We start from the raw sequence: 16,409 nt of genomic DNA on the forward strand, positions 1-16,409 counted from the left end.
TTTCCGGGGCGCTTCGGCGGTGGAGCCTCAGTCGGCCCGCACCCAGCCCTGGCCCATCAGGCGCTCCTGCGGCAGGAAGCGCGACTTGTAGTCCATCTTGCGCGAGCCCTCGACCCAGTAGCCGAGGTACAGGTACGGCAGGCCGAGGCGTTGGGCCCGGTGGATGTGATCGAGGATCATGAACGTCCCCGGCGAGCGGGACGCCTCCTCGGGGTCGTAGAACGAGTAGACCATCGACAGCCCGTCGGCGAGGACGTCGGTCAGACAGAAAGCGAGGGGGGGGCCGGAGCCGTGCCCGGTGATCGCCGTGTCCGGCCCGCGACGCCGGTAGGACACCAGATGCGTGTCGACGTGGCTATCCTCCACCATCATGGCGTAGTCGAGCACCGTCATGTCGACCATACCGCCGTCGCCGTGGCGCGCGTCGAGGTAGCGGCGGAACAGGGCGTATTGCTCGGAGGCCGGCCGGTTGGGCTCCGGTGTTCCGATCCAGTCCGCGTTGCGGCTGAGGATGCGGCGCTGGCTCGCGCTCGGCTCGAACTCGTTCACCACCACACGAACGGAGACGCAGGCCCGGCAAGTTTCGCAGGCCGGCCGATACGCGATCGTCTGCGAGCGGCGGAAACCGCCCTGCGTCAGGATCTCGTTGAGGTCGCGGGCACGCCGGCCGACGAGGTGCGTGAACACCTTCCGCTCCTCCTGGCCCGGCAGGTACGGGCACGGCGAGGGCGCGGTGAGATAGAATTGCGGTGTGTCGCGCGGATGGCTGGTCACGCTTCTGATTGACCCTGCGCCGGAAGCAAACTGTCGGCGCCGGCAAACCAGTGTAACGGCGGAACGGCCGGGCTCAATGCCCCGAACTGTTGCCGTGCGCGATTTTCACCGCGACACGGAGACCTCAGGGGGCGTGGACAACGGCAACACCGAGTAGAAGGTCGTGTGCAAGCCGACGATCGGACCGCACCAGTCCGAAGGCGATGTCGACGCACCAGAGCAGGAACGTCGAAATTGCGACGTAGAACAGCAGCGCGTGGACGGCCGCGGTAATGATGTCGACCCGCCCGCCGCTTTCCGGCGCCACGACCCGCAGGCCCATCAGCCGCTGCCCGATCGTGCTCTGCCGTGGGCCGCCGACCGTGATCGCGCTGTAGATGATGCCGCTTGCCGGCAGGATCGCGAACAGGGTCCAGCCAAGACCGAAGGTCACAACGCCGACCACCGTGATCAGCAGCGTGAGCAGTACGGTAAAGCCGAAGATGAACAGGATATCGAGGAGATAGGCGACCGCGCGGGCGCCGAGGCTCGCTCGTACGAAGGGTACGGGCAAGGATGTGGCGTAGCCGGGCGCAACGAAGCGCGCCGCGTAACCGGGTTGCGTGTTCTGCATCATGTCGCGTCCTGCAAGCGAGGCTGCGCGTCGTGAAGTGGTGGCGATATCAGAAAGACGCAAGAGGCGTGCGCAGCCTCCCCCTTCAGTGCCCGGCCGGATCAGCGGCCGTCGCGTCGGGCGTGTCGAGATAGAAGCGCTTCAGCATGTAGAGCGCCGGTCCCGACAGGGTGCTGTTCTCGGTCGCCAGCGCCAACAGGGTTGAGCCCCCATCGAAGCGGCAGGTCAGCCAATGCTGGCGATTGCCATCGAGGTAATCGACGCGGACCGTATCGGGCGTCGCTCCGGGAGCGGCGCGCAGCAGTCGGATCCCGGCCTCCGGCGCGACCGCCGGGAGCGCCCGGCGACAGGTGGCGACTCGCTCGCGGCGCCGGTTGTCGTCGCAAGTGGCGAGCCCGCCGAGGAAGCCGGCTGCGATCGCCGCCGCCAGCAGCCCGCGATGCGCGGGCCTCACGGATGGTTGCGCAGGCGCTCGGCGACCCGGGGGGCGTGATAGGTGAGGATGCCGTCCGCTCCGGCCCGCTTGAACGCGAGCAGCGCCTCGACCATCGCACGGTCGCCGTCGAGCCATCCGTTCCGGGCGGCCGCCTCGATCATCGCGTACTCGCCCGACACTTGATAGGCGAAGGTCGGGACCTGGAATTCGTCTCGGACGCGGCGGATGATATCGAGATAGGGAAGGCCCGGCTTCACCATCACCGAATCAGCCCCTTCGTCGAGGTCGAGACGCACTTCGCGCAGCGCCTCGGCGGAATTGCCCGGATCCATCTGGTAGGTGCGCTTGTCGCCGACGAGCGCGGCCTTGGTGCCGATCGCGTCGCGGAACGGGCCGTAGAAGGCGCTCGCGTATTTGGCCGCGTACGCCATGATCTGCACGTCGAGAAATCCGGCCTTGTCGAGCCCGGCCCGGATCGCCCCGACGCGGCCATCCATCATGTCTGAGGGGGCGATAATATCGGTCCCGGCCTCGGCCTGGATCAGGCTCTGCTCCACGAGTACCGCCACGGTCTCGTCGTTCAGGATCGCCCCGTCCCGCATCAGGCCGTCATGGCCGTGGCTGGTATAGGGATCGAGCGCCACGTCGGTCATGATGCCGATTTCCGGGACCGCCCGCTTCACGGCCCGCACCGCCTGGCAGACCAGGTTGTTGGCGTTGAGCGCCTCGGAGCCCGTCGGGTCGCGCAGCGACACCTCGGTGAAGGGAAAAAAGGCCACCGCTGGAATCCCGAGCCGGGCCGCGCGCTCGGCATCGCGCACGATCTCGTCCACCGAGAGGCGCTCGACGCCCGGCATCGAGGCGATCGGCTCGCGCCGTCCGGCGCCGTCGATCACGAACATCGGCCAGATCAGGTCGTCGACGGTGAGCGTGTGCTCGCGGACGAGGCGACGCGACCAATCCGCCTTGCGGTTACGGCGCGGCCGCTGGGTGATCTTCAGGCCCTCGACCCGGGCGCCCTCCCGGGCAGCCTCCAGGGCGATGGGACGCGGCTCGGGCAAGATGTCTGACATGCAGCTTCGCTACCGTTCGCGCGGCCGGCGCCGCGGATCGCTCGACGCAGGCGCGCCGGAGGCGCCGGACTAACACACGGGAGCGAGCCGGCGAAACCCAACCGTTGACGCAGACTCGCCAAACCGCTTCAACCCGCGCACCCACTCTCAGCCAGGACCCGGCCCCGATGATGCACCGGCCCCTCCCCGCCCAGAGCGCGTCGTAGTGCCGGGCTCCTTCCCGATCCGACGCAAAACACCGCGGCCGGGCGAGATCCCGACCGACCGGATCGAGCGCGCCCAAGGCCCGGCCCCCGGCGCGTGGGATATGGCCCTCATCTGGTTCATGCGGATCACGGCGCTGATCTGGCTTATGAAGAGTCTCGCGTCCTGGGCGACCATCCTCGACGTGATCCCCGGGGTGCGGCCGTTCGAGTCCGAGCCGTTCGGCCGGCAGGCGGCGATCGTCTACTTCGCAGTGGTCGATGCCGCGGCGGCGATCGGTCTGTGGCTGACCAGCGCCTGGGGCGGCGTCATCTGGCTGCTTGCCGTGACCTCAGCGCTGACGCTCGCCGTGCTGACCCCGCAACTTCTGCCCGTGCCGATCCCGCTACTCGTATTCGGTGGCTGTGTCGTGCTGTTGTACTTCGTGCTGTCCTGCCTCGCCGCGCAGGAAGCACGGTGAACGAACCGTTCTGATCTTCGCTTCAGTTTGTCTTTACCGCAAAGCGTAAATCGGCAATTCATCCTGTCGCTTAAATCGCCTTTCATTCCCAAGCGGTAGCTTAGCCAACATCAGCGGCACCGCATTGAACGGATACCGCGGCATCAGACGGCGAGGCAGACATGAAGACGCAGGGCGCCAGGGCCACCAAGATCGAATCCATCGAAGAGGCATTGCCGGCTCGGGGCTCCTATCTCGAGGCGCTTCACCTCGTCGAGCGCCTGCACCGCCGGCTCCTCGACGTGATCAAGGACGAGTTCGAGCGGCGCGGCCGCGAAGACGTCAACAGCGTCCAGGCCTTGCTCCTGTACAACATCGGCGACAAGGAGCTCACCGCAAGCGAGCTGCGGACCAAGGGCTACTATCTTGGCTCCAACGTCTCCTACAACGTCAAGAAGCTCGTCGAGGCTGGCTACCTGCACCACGCCCGCTCGAAGACTGACCGCCGCTCGGTCCGGATCAGCCTGACCGACAAGGGCCGTCAGGTGCACGAGATCATTCAGGGTCTCTACGATAAGCACGCCCGCACGATCGCGCCGATCGGCGGCATCTCGGATGACGATTTCGGTCGGCTCAACCAGGCGCTCGGCCGTCTGGAGCGCTTCTGGACCGACCAGATCCGCTATCGCCTCTGAAGCACGATCGCGCTCCCGTCGGCCGCTGACAGCAAACCGGGAACACCCGACAAGCGGGCGCTTCTTGGTCGATCAGATCCGCTACCGCCACCGATCCGTCCTACCAGACGTTGAGAAGGCTCAGGATCCCGGCGATGACCGCATAGGCGAAACCGGCGTTGATCGCGACGCCGAACAGACCGATGACGAGGCCGCCCAGCACCACGACACCGTCGCGCTCGACAAGACCGAGGCCCACGAGGCAGACGGCGAGGCCCAGCGGGATCTGCCCGACGATGGGCGCTGCCACAATCAGGGCCAGCGCCAGGGCCAGTAGGGCGACGCCCATGCCACGCATACCCAGCGCGGTGTCGAACACGCTCAGGCGCGGGCGCGACCAGCGCTCCAGACGCCGCAGAACCGGCACCGCCCGCGTCACGGCGCGCCGCACATCGGTCAACGCGATGGACCGGCCGAGCAGCATCCGCGGCAGCCACGGTGCCGACATGCCGACAGCGATCTGAGTCGCCACCAGCAGCAGAAGTAGTCCACAGATCAGCGGGATCGGCGGCGGCATCGGCAGGCAGTTCGGCAAGCCGAGCAGCACGACGAGCAGCGCGAAGGCGCGGTCCCGCAGGACCGCGACAATGTCCCCCACCGTGAGGCGCTCGCCCTCTTGGCTCGCCAACACCGTGAGGACGTCCGACGTTCGTGCACCGGAGGTCAAGGATCCGCCAACCTTCGCTGTCCCGCGGGGGCTCTAGCGGAGATCGCGTGGTACGCCAAGCACGGCAGCCGTGCGACAGCACCGCCCGCGCCTTCGATAGGGCGCCGCCATGTCGGGGCGCACGCCGCGGGCGGGCAATAACTATTTCGTCGCGATGCTTTTTGACGAATGTCTCGCAATATTACAAGGTCAGTCGAAGACTAAAATTCGCTTACGCAGGCAACCCACGCATCTATCGACTCGACTCGCTCACGTATCTCACGGATCATGCTCCGAAAGGAGGTAAACCCGTGCGATTCGGGCACCCTAAAATCAAGATCCGCCTTGGTGGCATCTGCGTTGCTGTCGGGATCTTCTGCCGGATCAGTCTGCCCGATGCGGCACGCGCCGGCGAGATCGACACGCTCGTGTTCGGCAGTCTCGATGCGGGCGCCGCCACGTTCATGACCGCGGGCGCGAAAGTCGGCCTGCCGTCCCTCGATCGCGACGGCGCCGTGGTGTTGGCGAGCCTTGGCGGCGGCCGACAGGGCGAACGTGGTCCGGAGGGATCGGTTCAGCGCTACACGGTCCTCGGCGCCATCAACTTCGGGTATCAGTGGTTCTTCGATTGGGGCGTGGTGGCGGCCTTCGCGGGCCCCGAGATGACGACGCAGATGCTGACGGACCCAAACGGTCCGACCCTTTTGCCATCTCGCTTTGGTCTTCGTTTACACGGTGAGATCTGGGCTCGCCCGTCCGAGGACACGCTGCTGCAGGGAAGTGTGGTCGCGGGTACCGCGCTCGACAGCGTCTGGGCCCGTGCAGCCTTGGGTTACCGCCTTTGGGATACCTATTTCGGGCCGGAAGCGAGCCTGTACACGGATGCGTCCGGGTTCCTAAAACTGAACGTGGGGCTACACGCGACGGATTTTACCGTCGGCCGCATCAGTTTCAGGATCTCGGCTGGGATCCAGAGCGAGACCGGCCGACGGTCCGTTGCCCCCTACACCGCGCTTTCGGTCTGGTCGCCCTTATAGTCCCGCTCGGGCTCGCTCAGGAGGGACCGAAGAAAGGTTGTCGCGTCTTGCCGGATCTCGGCGCGCCGCGTGTCCCCAAAGCCGCGCAGGGTCCTGTAGGGCATCGTCATGCGAGGATTGTTGGCGAGTTTGTCTTCGTTCTCGATCAGGAAATTCCAATAGAGGTAGTTGAACGGGCAGGCGGTCGCGCCCGATTTGACCTTCACGTCATACGCGCACGATCCGCAATAATCCGACATGCGATCGATGTAGGCGCCCGAAGCGGCGTAGGGCTTCGTGCCCATCACGCCACCATCCGCCCAGAGCACCATGCCGTGAACGTTGGGCAATTCCACCCACTCGTAGGCATCCGCGAAGACGATCAGGTACCATTCCTCCACCTGCGCCGGGTCAAGACCGGCGATCAGGGCGAAGTTGCCCGTCACCATCAGGCGCTGGATATGGTGCGCATAAGCATGGGCGCGCGTATCCGCGACCACCTGGGCGATGCAGTTGAGCTTGGTCTCGCCCGACCAGTAGAACCACGGCAGGGCCCGGCTGGCCGCGAGCGCGTTCGTGTCGCGATACTCGGGCATCCGCGCCCAATAGAGGCCGCGGACATATTCGCGCCAGCCGAGGATCTGCCGGATGAATCCCTCGGTGCAGTGGAGCGGTGCCGCGCCCTCGCGGAACGCGCGCTCGGCAGCCCAGCAGATTTCCTCCGCGGTCAGGAGTCCGGCGTTCAGGGCCGGCGAGATCAGCGCATGATACAGGAACGGCGCACCGGTCTTCATGGCGTCCTGGTAGTCGCCGAAGGTCGGCAGACACGTGGCGATGAAGTGTCGGAGCGCGTCGAGCGCGTCGGAGCGCGTCACGGGCCAGGAGAAGCTAGCGAGATCGCCGAAATGGTCGCCGAATTCCCGCTCAACCAGGGTGATGACCTCGCGGGTCACGGCATCCGGCTGGAAGCCGATCCGGTCGGGCAGCCGGTGGCCCTTCGGCAGGCGCTTGCGATTTTCGGCGTCGAAATTCCAACGTCCACCGACCGGCTCACCGCCCTCCATCAGCAGGCCGGTTCGGCGGCGCATGCCGCGATAGAAGGTTTCCATCCGCAGATGGTGCCGGCCCTCGGCCCAACCCGCGAAATCCTCCCGCGGGCAGAGGAAGCGGTTGTCGGCCCGGATCTCCACCGGCGGCCCGAGGGTCTCGCGCCAGTCCTGCATCATCTGCCAGACCCGCCATTCACCGGGCTCGGTGACGGTCACGCGCTCCGGCTTGTGCCGTGCCACCGCGCGCTCGAGCTCGCCGGTGAAGCTGCCGGTGCAGCCGGGATCGGTCAGGCGCACGTAGTCGACCCGGATGCCCTCGGCCGTCAGCTCGGCCGCGAAGTGGCGCATGGCGGCGAACAGGAACGCGATCTTCTGTTTGTGGTGGCGGACATAGGTCGCTTCGTCCCGCACCTCGACCAGCAGCACGACGTCGCGTTCGGGATCGAGGTCGGTCAGGCTGGAGACGCGACGGGTGAGCTGGTCTCCGAGGACCAGGCGAAGCGTTCCGCAGGATTCGGCTTTGGGCTTGCCCGGCACTAACTCAGCCCTCGATCCGAACGGCCGAGCGGCTGCCATCCAGGCCGATGACTTTAGCGGTGATCCACCACCCCGTTCCGCCGTCGATGATCACCCGCCCCATGTCGATCCCCCTCGCTACACAAGCCGCCGGGATCAAGGTAAGGCCGGGGGCAACGCCGGGCAGGCTGCAAGCCTGCGCCCTCCACGTGCACAAGGTCGCAGGCGGGACACATGAAGTTCGCGTTCGCCGGCATCGACTTCCTGGGGGGCGTCTTCGAGGGGCTTCTGGATGCCGGCTGGACGCCGGTGAAGCTGTTCACCCGCCCCTGCGACGGGGTCTACGACCACAACGACGTAATCGTCGCCCGCGCCCGGTCGCTGCGCATCCCGATCCAGCTCTCGCGGATCCGCGAGCGGGACATCGAGGCGATCCAGGCCGACCACGGCAAGGACTGGGCGCTCGTGGTGGCAGGTTATCCGTGGCTGGTGCGCGGCTGGCGCGGCCACGCGGCTTACGGTTTCAACATCCACCCCTCGCCGCTCCCGATCGGGCGTGGCCCGTACCCGTTGTTCCGCGCCGTGCTCGATCGCTACGAGACCTGGGGCGTGACCGCCCACGTGCTGGCCGACGGCTTCGACACCGGCGATATCCTGGCGCAGGAGATGTTTCCCCTCAGCCCGCAGGAATCGCACGAGACCCTTTTGGCCAAGTGCCAGATGGCGGCGCGCCGCCTCGTCGCCGGCCCCCTCGGGCGCGACTTGCCCGGCCGCTGGCGCTGGGCCGAGCCTCAGGGTGACGGCTCCTACTGGCCGCGCGCCACCGATGGCGACCGGACCCTCGATTTTCGGAAGGACGTAGGGGCGATCCTCCGCCGGGTGCGGGCCTTCGGCACGGTCGAGACCATCGCCCGCCTCGGCGATACGCGTGTCTACGTGGCAGAGGCGGGCGGCTGGCAGGAGCGGCATACCCACGCCGCCGGTGCGGTGGTGCATCGCCACCGCCGCCACATCGTCGTCGCGGCCCTCGACGGGTACGTTCAAATCACCCGTTGGTCGCCGCTGCCGCTCAATGAGGCGGCCCAGATCGGCCGTTGAGCGCGCCCAGCACGGGAACCGATCCAGGTTCGGCCGTGTTTCCGGCGGCCCTGGTTATGGAGCCCGACATGTCGACACGCGCAAGCCTCGCCGCCGCCCTCGGGTTCGCCGCGCTCTTCACAGGCTCCGCCTTCGCGCAGGCGATCATTGTGGGGCCCGACGATTTCGGCCCCGACGACGACGTCGTGGTACGCGACTACATCGTTCGCCGGCCCGTCGGGCCTGGACCGATCGTGGGATCGATTCCGCTGCGGCCCGGCAGCATCGTGCCCGAGGATGTTCGGCTCGCCCCGTTCACGGACGCCCCCGATCCGCGGCTGCGCCGTTTCGGTTATTTCGTGGCGCCGGGCGATAAGATCGTGGTGGTCGATCCGGCCTCGCGTGCCGTGGTCCGGATCCTGGACCGCTGACGTCGAAGCCGATCGACTACCAATCGGCCAGCGCCGCCCGTTTCCATCGATTCCGGGCGACGCAACGATACTCGTAGGCGCTGTCCCAGGCATGCTCTCCGGGTTCGCAACGATCGCGGCTGCTTGCGGGCGGCTGCGGTCTCACCTCGCGAAGTGAGGCCGCCTCGACGCGGCCGGCATCGCTTACCCGGAACACCGGACCGTCTCCGCCCGCGTAGACGAAGTCGCGCCCGTCGAAGCCGAGCCGACGCGAGAAGGCGCCATCCCGTGTGCCATCGAGTGCGATCATCTGGCCTGAACCGAGCAGGAGCGGCACGCCGGTGAAGCGAGCCGCAGCAGCGTCGATCCCGATTCCGTAGGTACCCTCCCCCTGGAACGAGATGGCCCGGTCGGTAATCGATCCGGTGAGGTTGCCCATGAGGATACCGTATCCGGTGTGGGCGCCTGGTATGCCCCCTGTGGAGATCTGAAGGCCGACCCGCTGGCGATTACGGTCGGTGGTCGGCGACTGGGCTGAGACGTCGATCTCGGCGCCGATACAGGACGCTACGGGATCGGCCTCGGTGGTCGTGTCCACACAGTTGAAGTTTCCGGCCCAGGATGGGCCGACCGGACCGATCCCGTTCGGCTCCTTGAAGATGGTCCCGTTCACCGCGACGTTCTGAGCCCCGGTGTTGGCCAATGCCCGGTTGTGTAGCTCGCCGGTGATCGTCCACTCGTAGCCGGCATTGTGCGGGCCGGTGGAACCCAGCGCCCAAAGCGCCTTATAGGTGTGGGTCGCCTCCCCCGAACCGTTCGGCACGTGCCGGTCGACCCGCAACGTCGAGACCGGGTCGAAGCCCTGCGGCTGATTCCAGAGGAAAACATGTCCGCCGTCGATGCCGGGAAGACCGGTTCCCTGGACGTTGCGCGAGAAACTGGGCAGCCACGCCGAAGCAGCCTCGGTGGCAACGATCGGTGGCTGCCCTGGCGCCTCGGCGACCGCGGGGAGCGACGCCCCCTCAAGCAGACCAAACAGACACGGGACAAACGTCAGGCTGGTGCGCAGATGCATAATCGTCCCAAGATCGCCACCGGATAATCCCGGCAGGGCCAGGATGAGATTCATCCCGACCAGATAGGCATGGGCTTCGCGGCGGCGACAGCGACTCTGCGATGGCGCGTGAACCAATGCCCACGCGCAGCGTAAGCCCTTCACGGCACCAAACTTCGAAGACGTCGCCTGTTCAGATCGGGGAGCAGTACACGATGAAGGCCCTGCGATTCCTTAGAGGCTGGTTTCTGATGTCCATTCCGCTCGGCCTGTTCGTAGGCCGGTTCATCAAAGCGGGAAAAGGTCCGCCCCTCCCCCGCGACGAAAGAGGATCGAACCGTCCGTAGAGCCTGTCGGACGAACTATCAGCCGGTGGGGCAATGAACCGACGCGCGACGAAGGATAAGTCGTGCGCACCGACACTCCTGCGGGCTGATGGATGAAGGCGATGTCGCGATGCGGATCGTCGTCAATTACATATTAGTAAATCAGCCGCATTTTTACTGAACTCGTGCCATGTTGGCCGACATGGGCAGGAAAATCGGCCATGTCTCGCAATGCCCCGCCCTACAGCGGCCATGCGGAGCGGCGTGCCACGCCCCGAAAGCCGACGGCGCTCCTCGCTTTTGCGCTGAATTCGGACGGGGTGCGGTTTCCCTGCCAGGTCAGGAACATCTCCGACCGCGGCGCCATGCTGGAATTCCTCGGCCAACACGCGACGATGGTCGAGAACGCCTTCGATTTGGTTCTGGCCGACGCCAAGGTGCGCTATGCCGTCAAGGTCGTCTGGCGAAAGGAGCGGACGACTGGCGTACAATTCTGCCTGGACAACGAGTAAGACGTTAGAATTCCAAGCGCAGCGGCTCACCCGAAGTCCGGCCGCGCGGCAGCGCAGCGGGCTTGCAATTCGAAGCGGATCCATCGAGGCCAACCGCGAGGGCGCCGGCTCGGTTGGCAGGCGACGCGGAGAGCGCGCGGATCTTTTCATGACGAGCGGCAACGGTGTGGCCGTCGGGCAGGATGGCTGGTTATACTGGGTCGGCCGTGCCCGCGAAGTCGAGGTCTTCTACGGCGACAGCCCCCTGTCGCGCCGGATCCTCACACGGTGGGAACGTCTGATCGACCGGCGCACTCGGCGCCTGGATGCCCTCGGCATCCGCCACGTTCATGCGGTCGTCCCCGACAAGCTCGCGGTCTATCCCGATACGCTCGGCCGCGCGTTTCCGGGCCTCGACAACCCGCCCGCCGTTCGCCTCGCCAAGCTCCTGGAACCGGATGGCGGCGCCCGGATGCTCGATCTGCTGACACCATTGCGCGCGGCGCGGGGCGCTGAGCCGGTATATCTGCAGACAGACACACATTGGACCTATCGCGGCTATCTCACAGCCTACCGTGCGTTGTGTGAGGCCCTCGATGCACCAGTGGCCGAGCATGTCTTTGCCGGCGTGCATGAGCGTGCGCGATTCACGTTCGATCTCGGCGAGAAGCTCCGGCCCCCGATCGAGGAAGACTACGTCGCCTACGATTTTTCGCGCCGCGCGGAACGTGTGGACGCGAACGCCCTGGTTCGGGTGCGTGAAAGCGGTCGGGCGATCCGGCAGCGTGGCCTGTTCGTTGGTTCGCGCGTCGTGATGCGGAACGATGCGGCGCCGGACCCGCGTCGGGTCGTGCTGTTCGGCGATTCCTACATCTACAGTCCGGGCGCCCGCCTGACCGCGATGCTCGCCGAGTCCTTCGCCGAAGTCCACGCGATCTGGTCGGCCAATCTGGACTGGACCTATATCGAGGGCGTCAAACCCGACATTCTGATCTTCGAAATCGCCGAACGTTTCCTGCGGCAAGTCCCGACCGACCGCATTCGCATCGATGCGTTCGCGCAGAAACGGGCCAAACGGGCCGTTCGGCCGACGCTGCGCGAATGGCTCCGGCGGGGCCTGCGATCCAAGAAACCGCACCAGCCCACATAAAAAGGAACCCCACCGCACGCGTGCGGTGGGGCCCCTGTTCTCGAAGTGCCTCGGTTCAGTACCCGCGGCCGTAATAGCCCGGACCGCCTCGATCGAACGCGCCCGCCGCCGCGGCGCCGGCCGCCGCGCCCGCAACGCCGAGGCCGATGGCGGCCCCGGTCGAGAGGCCGCGGTGACGGCGATAGCCGTAATCCCGATGACGCCCGTAGCCACGCTCGTACCCGCGACCGTATCCGTCGCGATAACCGTAACCCTGGGCCTGTGCGACGCTCGGGCCGACGGCCCCGAGGCACAGCGTGACGGCAGAGAGGAGAACCAGCTTCCGCATCGATGAATCCTTCGCAATTGCGTTGAGGGGCCAACACAAACCGGATTGATGTGTTCCAAGGCGCCTGATCCGGATAACGGCACCTCGCCCCTGCGCCTCATCGGGCGCATTCCAGCATCGGAAAAGCTGCTTGCGCCTAGGAACGGGCCGGATACCTTTCTCCCGGCCTACGCACTCATGAACAGAGAATCGTACGGCTCATGACGGGGCTTGGCGCCCGCCCACGAGGCTTCGAGCGAAATCAGTTCGCGGCATCAGCGGAAACCTGCCAGGAATGATGAGTCATTTGTACCGGCTACGCTCTATGCAACTTCGCATAGTAAATGCCTCGGTCGGACTGGATATGCTGGTACACGCAGAAACAACACGGGAGGTGAGACTGCAGGGATATCCACCCTGTTTGCCGATCCGCTCGGACGGGCTCTGCTGACACTCCTGACGACGGATCACGGCCTGCCGGGCGCCCCACAGCGTACCGTGCTTCTGCGGGCGCTTCAGGATTTGCGTATCAGAGCCGACACGGACGGCGCATCCGCGTAAGTGCGGGGCGCAATCCGTTCGGCGTTGTGGGCCCTGCGCGCGGAGTTCCTGACGGCCTACGCGATGCAGCCTGCCGCTTGCGCGGATGCCGGGATGGATGCTTGAGCCGAACGCACCCCTTCAACGATCGTTTGATGGGCGGATCAATCGTTCAAGGGGACGCCGAAGCTTTTCAAAACGATCGATCGTGCCGTTCAAGCGTCGCCGTAGGGTCAGTGATGCAAGGCCCGGGACGACTTCGCCGAAAGCCTGCGGGGTGGCCCAAGGCAGCGCCGAGCCGAGGCGTGCGCTTGCTCACTCAGATCAGCCCGCCGGCTGGGCTGGATGTCAGCGTACGACCAGCGCGTGTGACGAGCTTGGCGAAGGCCAGAGCCGCCGCCGAAGCCTGTGTCTCCGACGGGAAAGCCCGATCCGACTCCAGGACCGTCAGCTCCGTTGCGTCGAGTAGGATCCAGGTCCACATGTGGCGACCTGTCGAACGGATTTCGAAGTGCATGGGTGGCTCGCGCGTCTGAACATGCCCACAGCATGGACTGCGAAAAGCCGCGCCAGATTAATGACTTGGGTGATGCAACAACCTGTGTCGGCTAACATCGGGCTTGTCCCCAACATCCCCGCAGATCACAAGCCAAGCCGGCCGCGTTCCGGCGCCGCAGGATGTTGCCAAGGGTCCTTGGATAATACGGGAGAGCTCAAGTTGGAATTGACGATGCAAACTGCGCATGTCCCGAACTTCCACGGGCTTCGAGTGAACCAACCGGTTGACGCACGCCTGGATTGCATATTTGTGCGCAACTCAATCGCGCGTTATTTTGTTTGGTGAGCGGCCGGAACGCCGGCTGTCCCCACCGTTCTACTCGAAAGCCACGTTTGCATGTCTGCACGTCCGATCACTCACACGGCACCCAAGTTGGCGACCGACGCCGATCGCACCATCGGCAGCCGTATCGCCGTGCTGCGGGCTGCACAGGGCTTGAGCCAGACCGCCCTGGGAAACGCCCTTGGCGTTAGTTTCCAGCAAGTGCAGAAGTACGAGAAGGGGCGCAATCGCATCGGTGCAGGCCGTCTTCAGGCGATCGCCGACCTCCTGAAAGTCCCGGTCGAAACCTTCTTCGCACGTCAGCCGGGATCGAATGAGACTGAAGCCAGTCCGGTGACCTTTCTGGAAGATCCGCAGGCGATGGAGCTTGTGATGGCTTTCGCAAGCATCACGGACAGCACTGCGCGGGCTGGCGTGCTGGCGATCGTAAAGGCGACGGCCAGCCTTCAGCGACCGGCTGATCGAGGTTGAGGGTACCTGGCGGCGAAGGTCCGGCTCACTCGCGATGGAACTGACTCGCAGCAGCTGTTGCACCTTGAGGCGGCTTTCGTTGCGCCGATACCGAGAAGGCCCATCGCGGTGGTGGGCCGATTAGGGCGTGCGTTGATTGCTCGCGCGGGTTGGCCGGCCCATGCTCTACAGATTGGCTGGAAGCAGTCTCTCGCCGAGCGCAGTGCCAGCATCCTGGATGCACCCAAGCAGGTCGGCTTCTGAGAGCGGTTGGCCATGCGGATCGAGAACTGCGATCTCGGCGTAACCCTTCGCGACAGCATCGCGCAGCTTCTGAACAGCCCAATCGGCCGTCGGGCATGTATAAGTCACGTTGCCACCATGTAAACGGCTGCTTCGAACATTGTAGATATGGGGCTGAATGCCCAAATCTTTATTCCCGCGGCTCCTAGTATCGCTCGCTGCCTGATGATGCCGACACGGTGTGTCCGGATTTTACCTTCAATATCGGCCGCACTGGGATCCTCCGCATCGCGCAGAACGCTTGCGGCAACTGCCAGAACTTCGATCACCCGCTCGTCCATCGCGATGGCGCGTGCGATTCCGCGACACAGCACGTCGCTTTCGATCGCGTTGGGTTTTTCCGGCGCCGACATGGCTGCTTAGCAGCGCAGCTGAAAATTCGTTCACTGTTGGAGATTGTTACGGCGTAATCGGCCCTCGTTTGCTGCCCGAATGACGATGCTACGGGGAGCCGATGTCGGTTCACACCAAGAAAGGGGCACAGGAGAGCGCTACTGCAAGCGCGCCGTTGATTAAGCCTTTCGGGACGTTGCTGACCAGCACCGGCATCGTGGCAAGCACAGAGGTTGCAAGATTGGTACGGGCAGCCGAAGCGGAGGCTGCTTCATTCGGAACAGCCTACGGTCCCGCGGTTGCCGAGATTATCTGCGAGATCGGCGTGGACCAGAAAAAAGCAGAGTAGGCGCGGCGCGAAGAAGCCCGCCGTGGCAGGCCGGGCCGGCTTCTCGAGATCCGGACCGTGAGGGGATACCTGGGCTGGATCCCACCACAGGATGCAGTCCTCCAGTTATCGAAAAAGCCCCGCGCGGCGGAGCCGGCGGAGCTGAGTGAATCCTTGGGAGGAGCGCGGTTTATCGCAAGCATTGGGCCAACTAAGGCGGCCCGCTCGGCCCCGCCCCGATCTGCTTACGGGGTGGGGGAGCGTCCGATCTCACCAGCGGTGGGCCGCTACGCAACGCGGCCCCAGGGGCACCATGAACAGGGCGGGCTAGGCGGCCGTCACCGACGTTGGGTGTGCGCTGTCCCAGGCTGAAGCTGACGGGAACCGATGTGCCAGCCTCGTGCTACTTCGATGCAACCCGGGCGCATCGCCGGAAAGCACCGGATTTGCGAAGTAGCTTAACTCGTTGTCTTCACTGGTAAATTGGTGAGCGCGTTGGGGTTCGAACCCAAGACCTACAGATTAAAAGTCCGTTGCTCTACCAGCTGAGCTACGCGCTCGCGTCCCGGGAGCGCCTCGAGGCGGGTCGCCGGGGACGGCGCGTCCGCAATAGGTGAGCCGAACCGGGGGGTCAACACGGGGATAGAGAAGAACGCTCAGGCGCCCCCGCTCCGCGCGCGCTCCACGATCGCGCGGGCCTCGTCGAAGGCGGCATCGGCATCGAGCTCGGTCGTGTCGAGCCCAACCGCATCGTCGGCGATGCGCAGCGGCGCCGCAGCCCGCGAGGAGTCGCGCGCGTCGCGGGCTTCAATGTCGGCCAGGATGGCCGCGAAGGCTACGGTCTCGCCGCGACCGGCCAGTTCCCTATGGCGGCGGCGCGCCCGCTCCTCCGAGGACGCCGTGATGAACAGCTTCACCCCGGCCTCGGGGCAGACCACCGTCCCGATGTCACGCCCGTCCAGCACCGCGCCCTGCGGATCGGCGGCGAAGCGTCGCTGCCATTGGAGCAGACCGGTCCGAACCTCCGGCACCGCGGAGATCCGCGAGGCCGCCTCACCCATGGCCCGGTCGCGCAGACGCGGATCGTCGAGCTTTTCCGGATCGAGGGCCTCGGCGGCACGGGCCGCGGCCGCGCGGTCGTCGAGTGAGAGGCCGGCATCGAGCAGCGCCAGCGCGACGGCGCGATAGAGCAGACCAGTATCGAGATGCGGCAGGCCGTAATGGTCGGCTAGGCGCTTGGCCAGCGTGCCCTTGCCCGACGCAGCCGGACCGTCGATCGCGATGACGAGCGGCATCGGC

The 16,409-nt window shown here is 65.7% G+C and carries 20 protein-coding genes and 1 tRNA gene; 9 read left to right on the top strand and 12 right to left on the bottom strand.

All coding sequences use genetic code 11. The features are described 5' to 3' along the window. Positions 1-27 precede the first annotated feature (27 nt). The 4 genes from MKK63_RS30045 to hemB form a co-directional block, all read right to left on the bottom strand. Entirely contained in the window at positions 28-774 is a 747-nt protein-coding gene (locus MKK63_RS30045; RefSeq protein ID WP_244008051.1) for an arginyltransferase, read from the bottom strand. 124 nt (positions 775-898) lie between these two features. Beyond that, the gene (locus tag MKK63_RS30050; RefSeq protein WP_244008250.1) at positions 899-1,387 is read right to left on the bottom strand and encodes an RDD family protein; all 489 of its coding nucleotides are present in this window, start codon (positions 1,385-1,387) and stop codon (positions 899-901) included. 85 nt (positions 1,388-1,472) lie between these two features. Next, positions 1,473-1,841: a hypothetical protein gene (locus MKK63_RS30055; protein WP_244008053.1), complete on the bottom strand. Its 369-nt coding sequence runs from the start codon at positions 1,839-1,841 to the stop codon at positions 1,473-1,475. After that, entirely contained in the window at positions 1,838-2,896 is a 1,059-nt protein-coding gene (gene hemB / locus MKK63_RS30060) for a porphobilinogen synthase (RefSeq protein WP_244008055.1), read from the bottom strand. The genes MKK63_RS30055 and hemB overlap by 4 nt, the downstream gene beginning before the upstream one ends. Positions 2,897-3,101: 205 nt before the next feature. Here hemB and MKK63_RS30065 point away from each other — a divergent pair, with 205 nt between their 5' ends. Next, on the top strand, positions 3,102-3,560 hold the full coding sequence (locus MKK63_RS30065; protein WP_244008057.1) for a DUF6163 family protein: 459 nt from the start codon (positions 3,102-3,104) through the stop codon (positions 3,558-3,560). 161 nt (positions 3,561-3,721) lie between these two features. Further along, positions 3,722-4,234 (top strand): transcriptional regulator LdtR, encoded by a 513-nt coding sequence (gene ldtR, locus MKK63_RS30070; protein WP_244008059.1) that lies wholly within the window; start codon positions 3,722-3,724, stop codon positions 4,232-4,234. A gap of 100 nt (positions 4,235-4,334) precedes the next feature. Here ldtR and MKK63_RS30075 read toward each other — a convergent pair whose 3' ends face one another. Further along, complete coding sequence (locus tag MKK63_RS30075; protein WP_267422786.1) at positions 4,335-4,940, bottom strand: exopolysaccharide biosynthesis protein; 606 nt, start codon at positions 4,938-4,940, stop codon at positions 4,335-4,337. 161 nt (positions 4,941-5,101) lie between these two features. On the opposite strand from MKK63_RS30075, the gene bcsS reads away from it, so the two are divergent. Continuing rightward, entirely contained in the window at positions 5,102-5,956 is an 855-nt protein-coding gene (gene bcsS / locus MKK63_RS30080) for a cellulose biosynthesis protein BcsS (RefSeq protein WP_244008063.1), read from the top strand. On the opposite strand, the gene MKK63_RS30085 is transcribed toward bcsS, so the two are convergent. After that, positions 5,923-7,521, bottom strand: coding sequence for a cryptochrome/photolyase family protein (locus tag MKK63_RS30085; RefSeq protein ID WP_244008065.1), 1,599 nt, complete (start codon positions 7,519-7,521; stop codon positions 5,923-5,925). The genes bcsS and MKK63_RS30085 overlap by 34 nt on opposite strands. Before the next feature lie 213 nt (positions 7,522-7,734). Here MKK63_RS30085 and MKK63_RS30090 point away from each other — a divergent pair, with 213 nt between their 5' ends. Beyond that, a complete protein-coding gene (locus MKK63_RS30090; protein WP_244008067.1) occupies positions 7,735-8,598 on the top strand; it encodes a formyltransferase family protein in 864 nt (287 codons plus the stop codon). A 68-nt stretch (positions 8,599-8,666) separates the two neighbouring features. Beyond that, a complete protein-coding gene (locus MKK63_RS30095) occupies positions 8,667-9,008 on the top strand; it encodes a hypothetical protein (RefSeq protein ID WP_243925663.1) in 342 nt (113 codons plus the stop codon). A 16-nt stretch (positions 9,009-9,024) separates the two neighbouring features. Here MKK63_RS30095 and MKK63_RS30100 read toward each other — a convergent pair whose 3' ends face one another. Next, positions 9,025-10,062, bottom strand: a complete 1,038-nt coding sequence (locus MKK63_RS30100; protein ID WP_244008069.1) for a hypothetical protein — start codon at positions 10,060-10,062, stop codon at positions 9,025-9,027. Positions 10,063-10,588: 526 nt separating this feature from the next. On the opposite strand from MKK63_RS30100, the gene MKK63_RS30105 reads away from it, so the two are divergent. Then, complete coding sequence (locus MKK63_RS30105; RefSeq protein ID WP_244008071.1) at positions 10,589-10,879, top strand: PilZ domain-containing protein; 291 nt, start codon at positions 10,589-10,591, stop codon at positions 10,877-10,879. A gap of 148 nt (positions 10,880-11,027) precedes the next feature. Next, a complete protein-coding gene (locus MKK63_RS30110; protein WP_244008073.1) occupies positions 11,028-12,008 on the top strand; it encodes an alginate O-acetyltransferase AlgX-related protein in 981 nt (326 codons plus the stop codon). A gap of 55 nt (positions 12,009-12,063) precedes the next feature. On the opposite strand, the gene MKK63_RS30115 is transcribed toward MKK63_RS30110, so the two are convergent. Together MKK63_RS30115 and MKK63_RS30120 are read right to left on the bottom strand one after the other, a co-directional pair. Beyond that, the gene (locus tag MKK63_RS30115; protein WP_244008075.1) at positions 12,064-12,336 is read right to left on the bottom strand and encodes a hypothetical protein; all 273 of its coding nucleotides are present in this window, start codon (positions 12,334-12,336) and stop codon (positions 12,064-12,066) included. 838 nt (positions 12,337-13,174) lie between these two features. Further along, on the bottom strand, positions 13,175-13,372 hold the full coding sequence (locus MKK63_RS30120) for a hypothetical protein (protein WP_244008077.1): 198 nt from the start codon (positions 13,370-13,372) through the stop codon (positions 13,175-13,177). 378 nt (positions 13,373-13,750) lie between these two features. On the opposite strand from MKK63_RS30120, the gene MKK63_RS30125 reads away from it, so the two are divergent. Continuing rightward, positions 13,751-14,167, top strand: coding sequence for a helix-turn-helix domain-containing protein (locus tag MKK63_RS30125; protein WP_244008079.1), 417 nt, complete (start codon positions 13,751-13,753; stop codon positions 14,165-14,167). A gap of 347 nt (positions 14,168-14,514) precedes the next feature. Here the strand turns inward: MKK63_RS30125 and MKK63_RS30130 are convergent, their stop codons facing one another. Continuing rightward, the gene (locus MKK63_RS30130) at positions 14,515-14,802 is read right to left on the bottom strand and encodes a hypothetical protein (RefSeq protein ID WP_244008081.1); all 288 of its coding nucleotides are present in this window, start codon (positions 14,800-14,802) and stop codon (positions 14,515-14,517) included. A gap of 101 nt (positions 14,803-14,903) precedes the next feature. On the opposite strand from MKK63_RS30130, the gene MKK63_RS30135 reads away from it, so the two are divergent. Further along, on the top strand, positions 14,904-15,131 hold the full coding sequence (locus MKK63_RS30135; protein ID WP_244008083.1) for a hypothetical protein: 228 nt from the start codon (positions 14,904-14,906) through the stop codon (positions 15,129-15,131). Positions 15,132-15,594: 463 nt separating this feature from the next. Here the strand turns inward: MKK63_RS30135 and MKK63_RS30140 are convergent. Then, positions 15,595-15,670: transfer RNA gene (locus MKK63_RS30140), tRNA-Lys, on the bottom strand. Positions 15,671-15,766: 96 nt separating this feature from the next. Beyond that, positions 15,767-16,405, bottom strand: a complete 639-nt coding sequence (gene cmk / locus MKK63_RS30145; RefSeq protein WP_244008251.1) for a (d)CMP kinase — start codon at positions 16,403-16,405, stop codon at positions 15,767-15,769. Positions 16,406-16,409: the final 4 nt, after the last annotated feature.

Origin of the sequence: Methylobacterium sp. J-088 (assembly GCF_022829295.1) — a bacterium.
GTDB lineage: Bacteria > Pseudomonadota > Alphaproteobacteria > Rhizobiales > Beijerinckiaceae > Methylobacterium.

Excerpts from the sequence above, each read along its gene's own strand:
- MKK63_RS30050 (WP_244008250.1), bottom strand. The coding sequence starts at position 1,387 with ATGCAGAACACGCAACCCGGTTACGCGGCGCGCTTCGTTGCGCCCGGC.
- hemB (WP_244008055.1), bottom strand. The coding sequence starts at position 2,896 with ATGTCAGACATCTTGCCCGAGCCGCGTCCCATCGCCCTGGAGGCTGCC.
- ldtR (WP_244008059.1), top strand. The coding sequence starts at position 3,722 with ATGAAGACGCAGGGCGCCAGGGCCACCAAGATCGAATCCATCGAAGAG.
- MKK63_RS30090 (WP_244008067.1), top strand. The coding sequence starts at position 7,735 with ATGAAGTTCGCGTTCGCCGGCATCGACTTCCTGGGGGGCGTCTTCGAG.
- MKK63_RS30095 (WP_243925663.1), top strand. The coding sequence starts at position 8,667 with ATGTCGACACGCGCAAGCCTCGCCGCCGCCCTCGGGTTCGCCGCGCTC.
- MKK63_RS30100 (WP_244008069.1), bottom strand. The coding sequence starts at position 10,062 with ATGCATCTGCGCACCAGCCTGACGTTTGTCCCGTGTCTGTTTGGTCTG.
- MKK63_RS30105 (WP_244008071.1), top strand. The coding sequence starts at position 10,589 with ATGTCTCGCAATGCCCCGCCCTACAGCGGCCATGCGGAGCGGCGTGCC.
- MKK63_RS30110 (WP_244008073.1), top strand. The coding sequence starts at position 11,028 with ATGACGAGCGGCAACGGTGTGGCCGTCGGGCAGGATGGCTGGTTATAC.
- MKK63_RS30115 (WP_244008075.1), bottom strand. The coding sequence starts at position 12,336 with ATGCGGAAGCTGGTTCTCCTCTCTGCCGTCACGCTGTGCCTCGGGGCC.
- MKK63_RS30120 (WP_244008077.1), bottom strand. The coding sequence starts at position 13,372 with ATGCACTTCGAAATCCGTTCGACAGGTCGCCACATGTGGACCTGGATC.
- MKK63_RS30125 (WP_244008079.1), top strand. The coding sequence starts at position 13,751 with ATGTCTGCACGTCCGATCACTCACACGGCACCCAAGTTGGCGACCGAC.
- MKK63_RS30130 (WP_244008081.1), bottom strand. The coding sequence starts at position 14,802 with ATGTCGGCGCCGGAAAAACCCAACGCGATCGAAAGCGACGTGCTGTGT.
- MKK63_RS30135 (WP_244008083.1), top strand. The coding sequence starts at position 14,904 with ATGTCGGTTCACACCAAGAAAGGGGCACAGGAGAGCGCTACTGCAAGC.
- cmk (WP_244008251.1), bottom strand. The coding sequence starts at position 16,405 with ATGCCGCTCGTCATCGCGATCGACGGTCCGGCTGCGTCGGGCAAGGGC.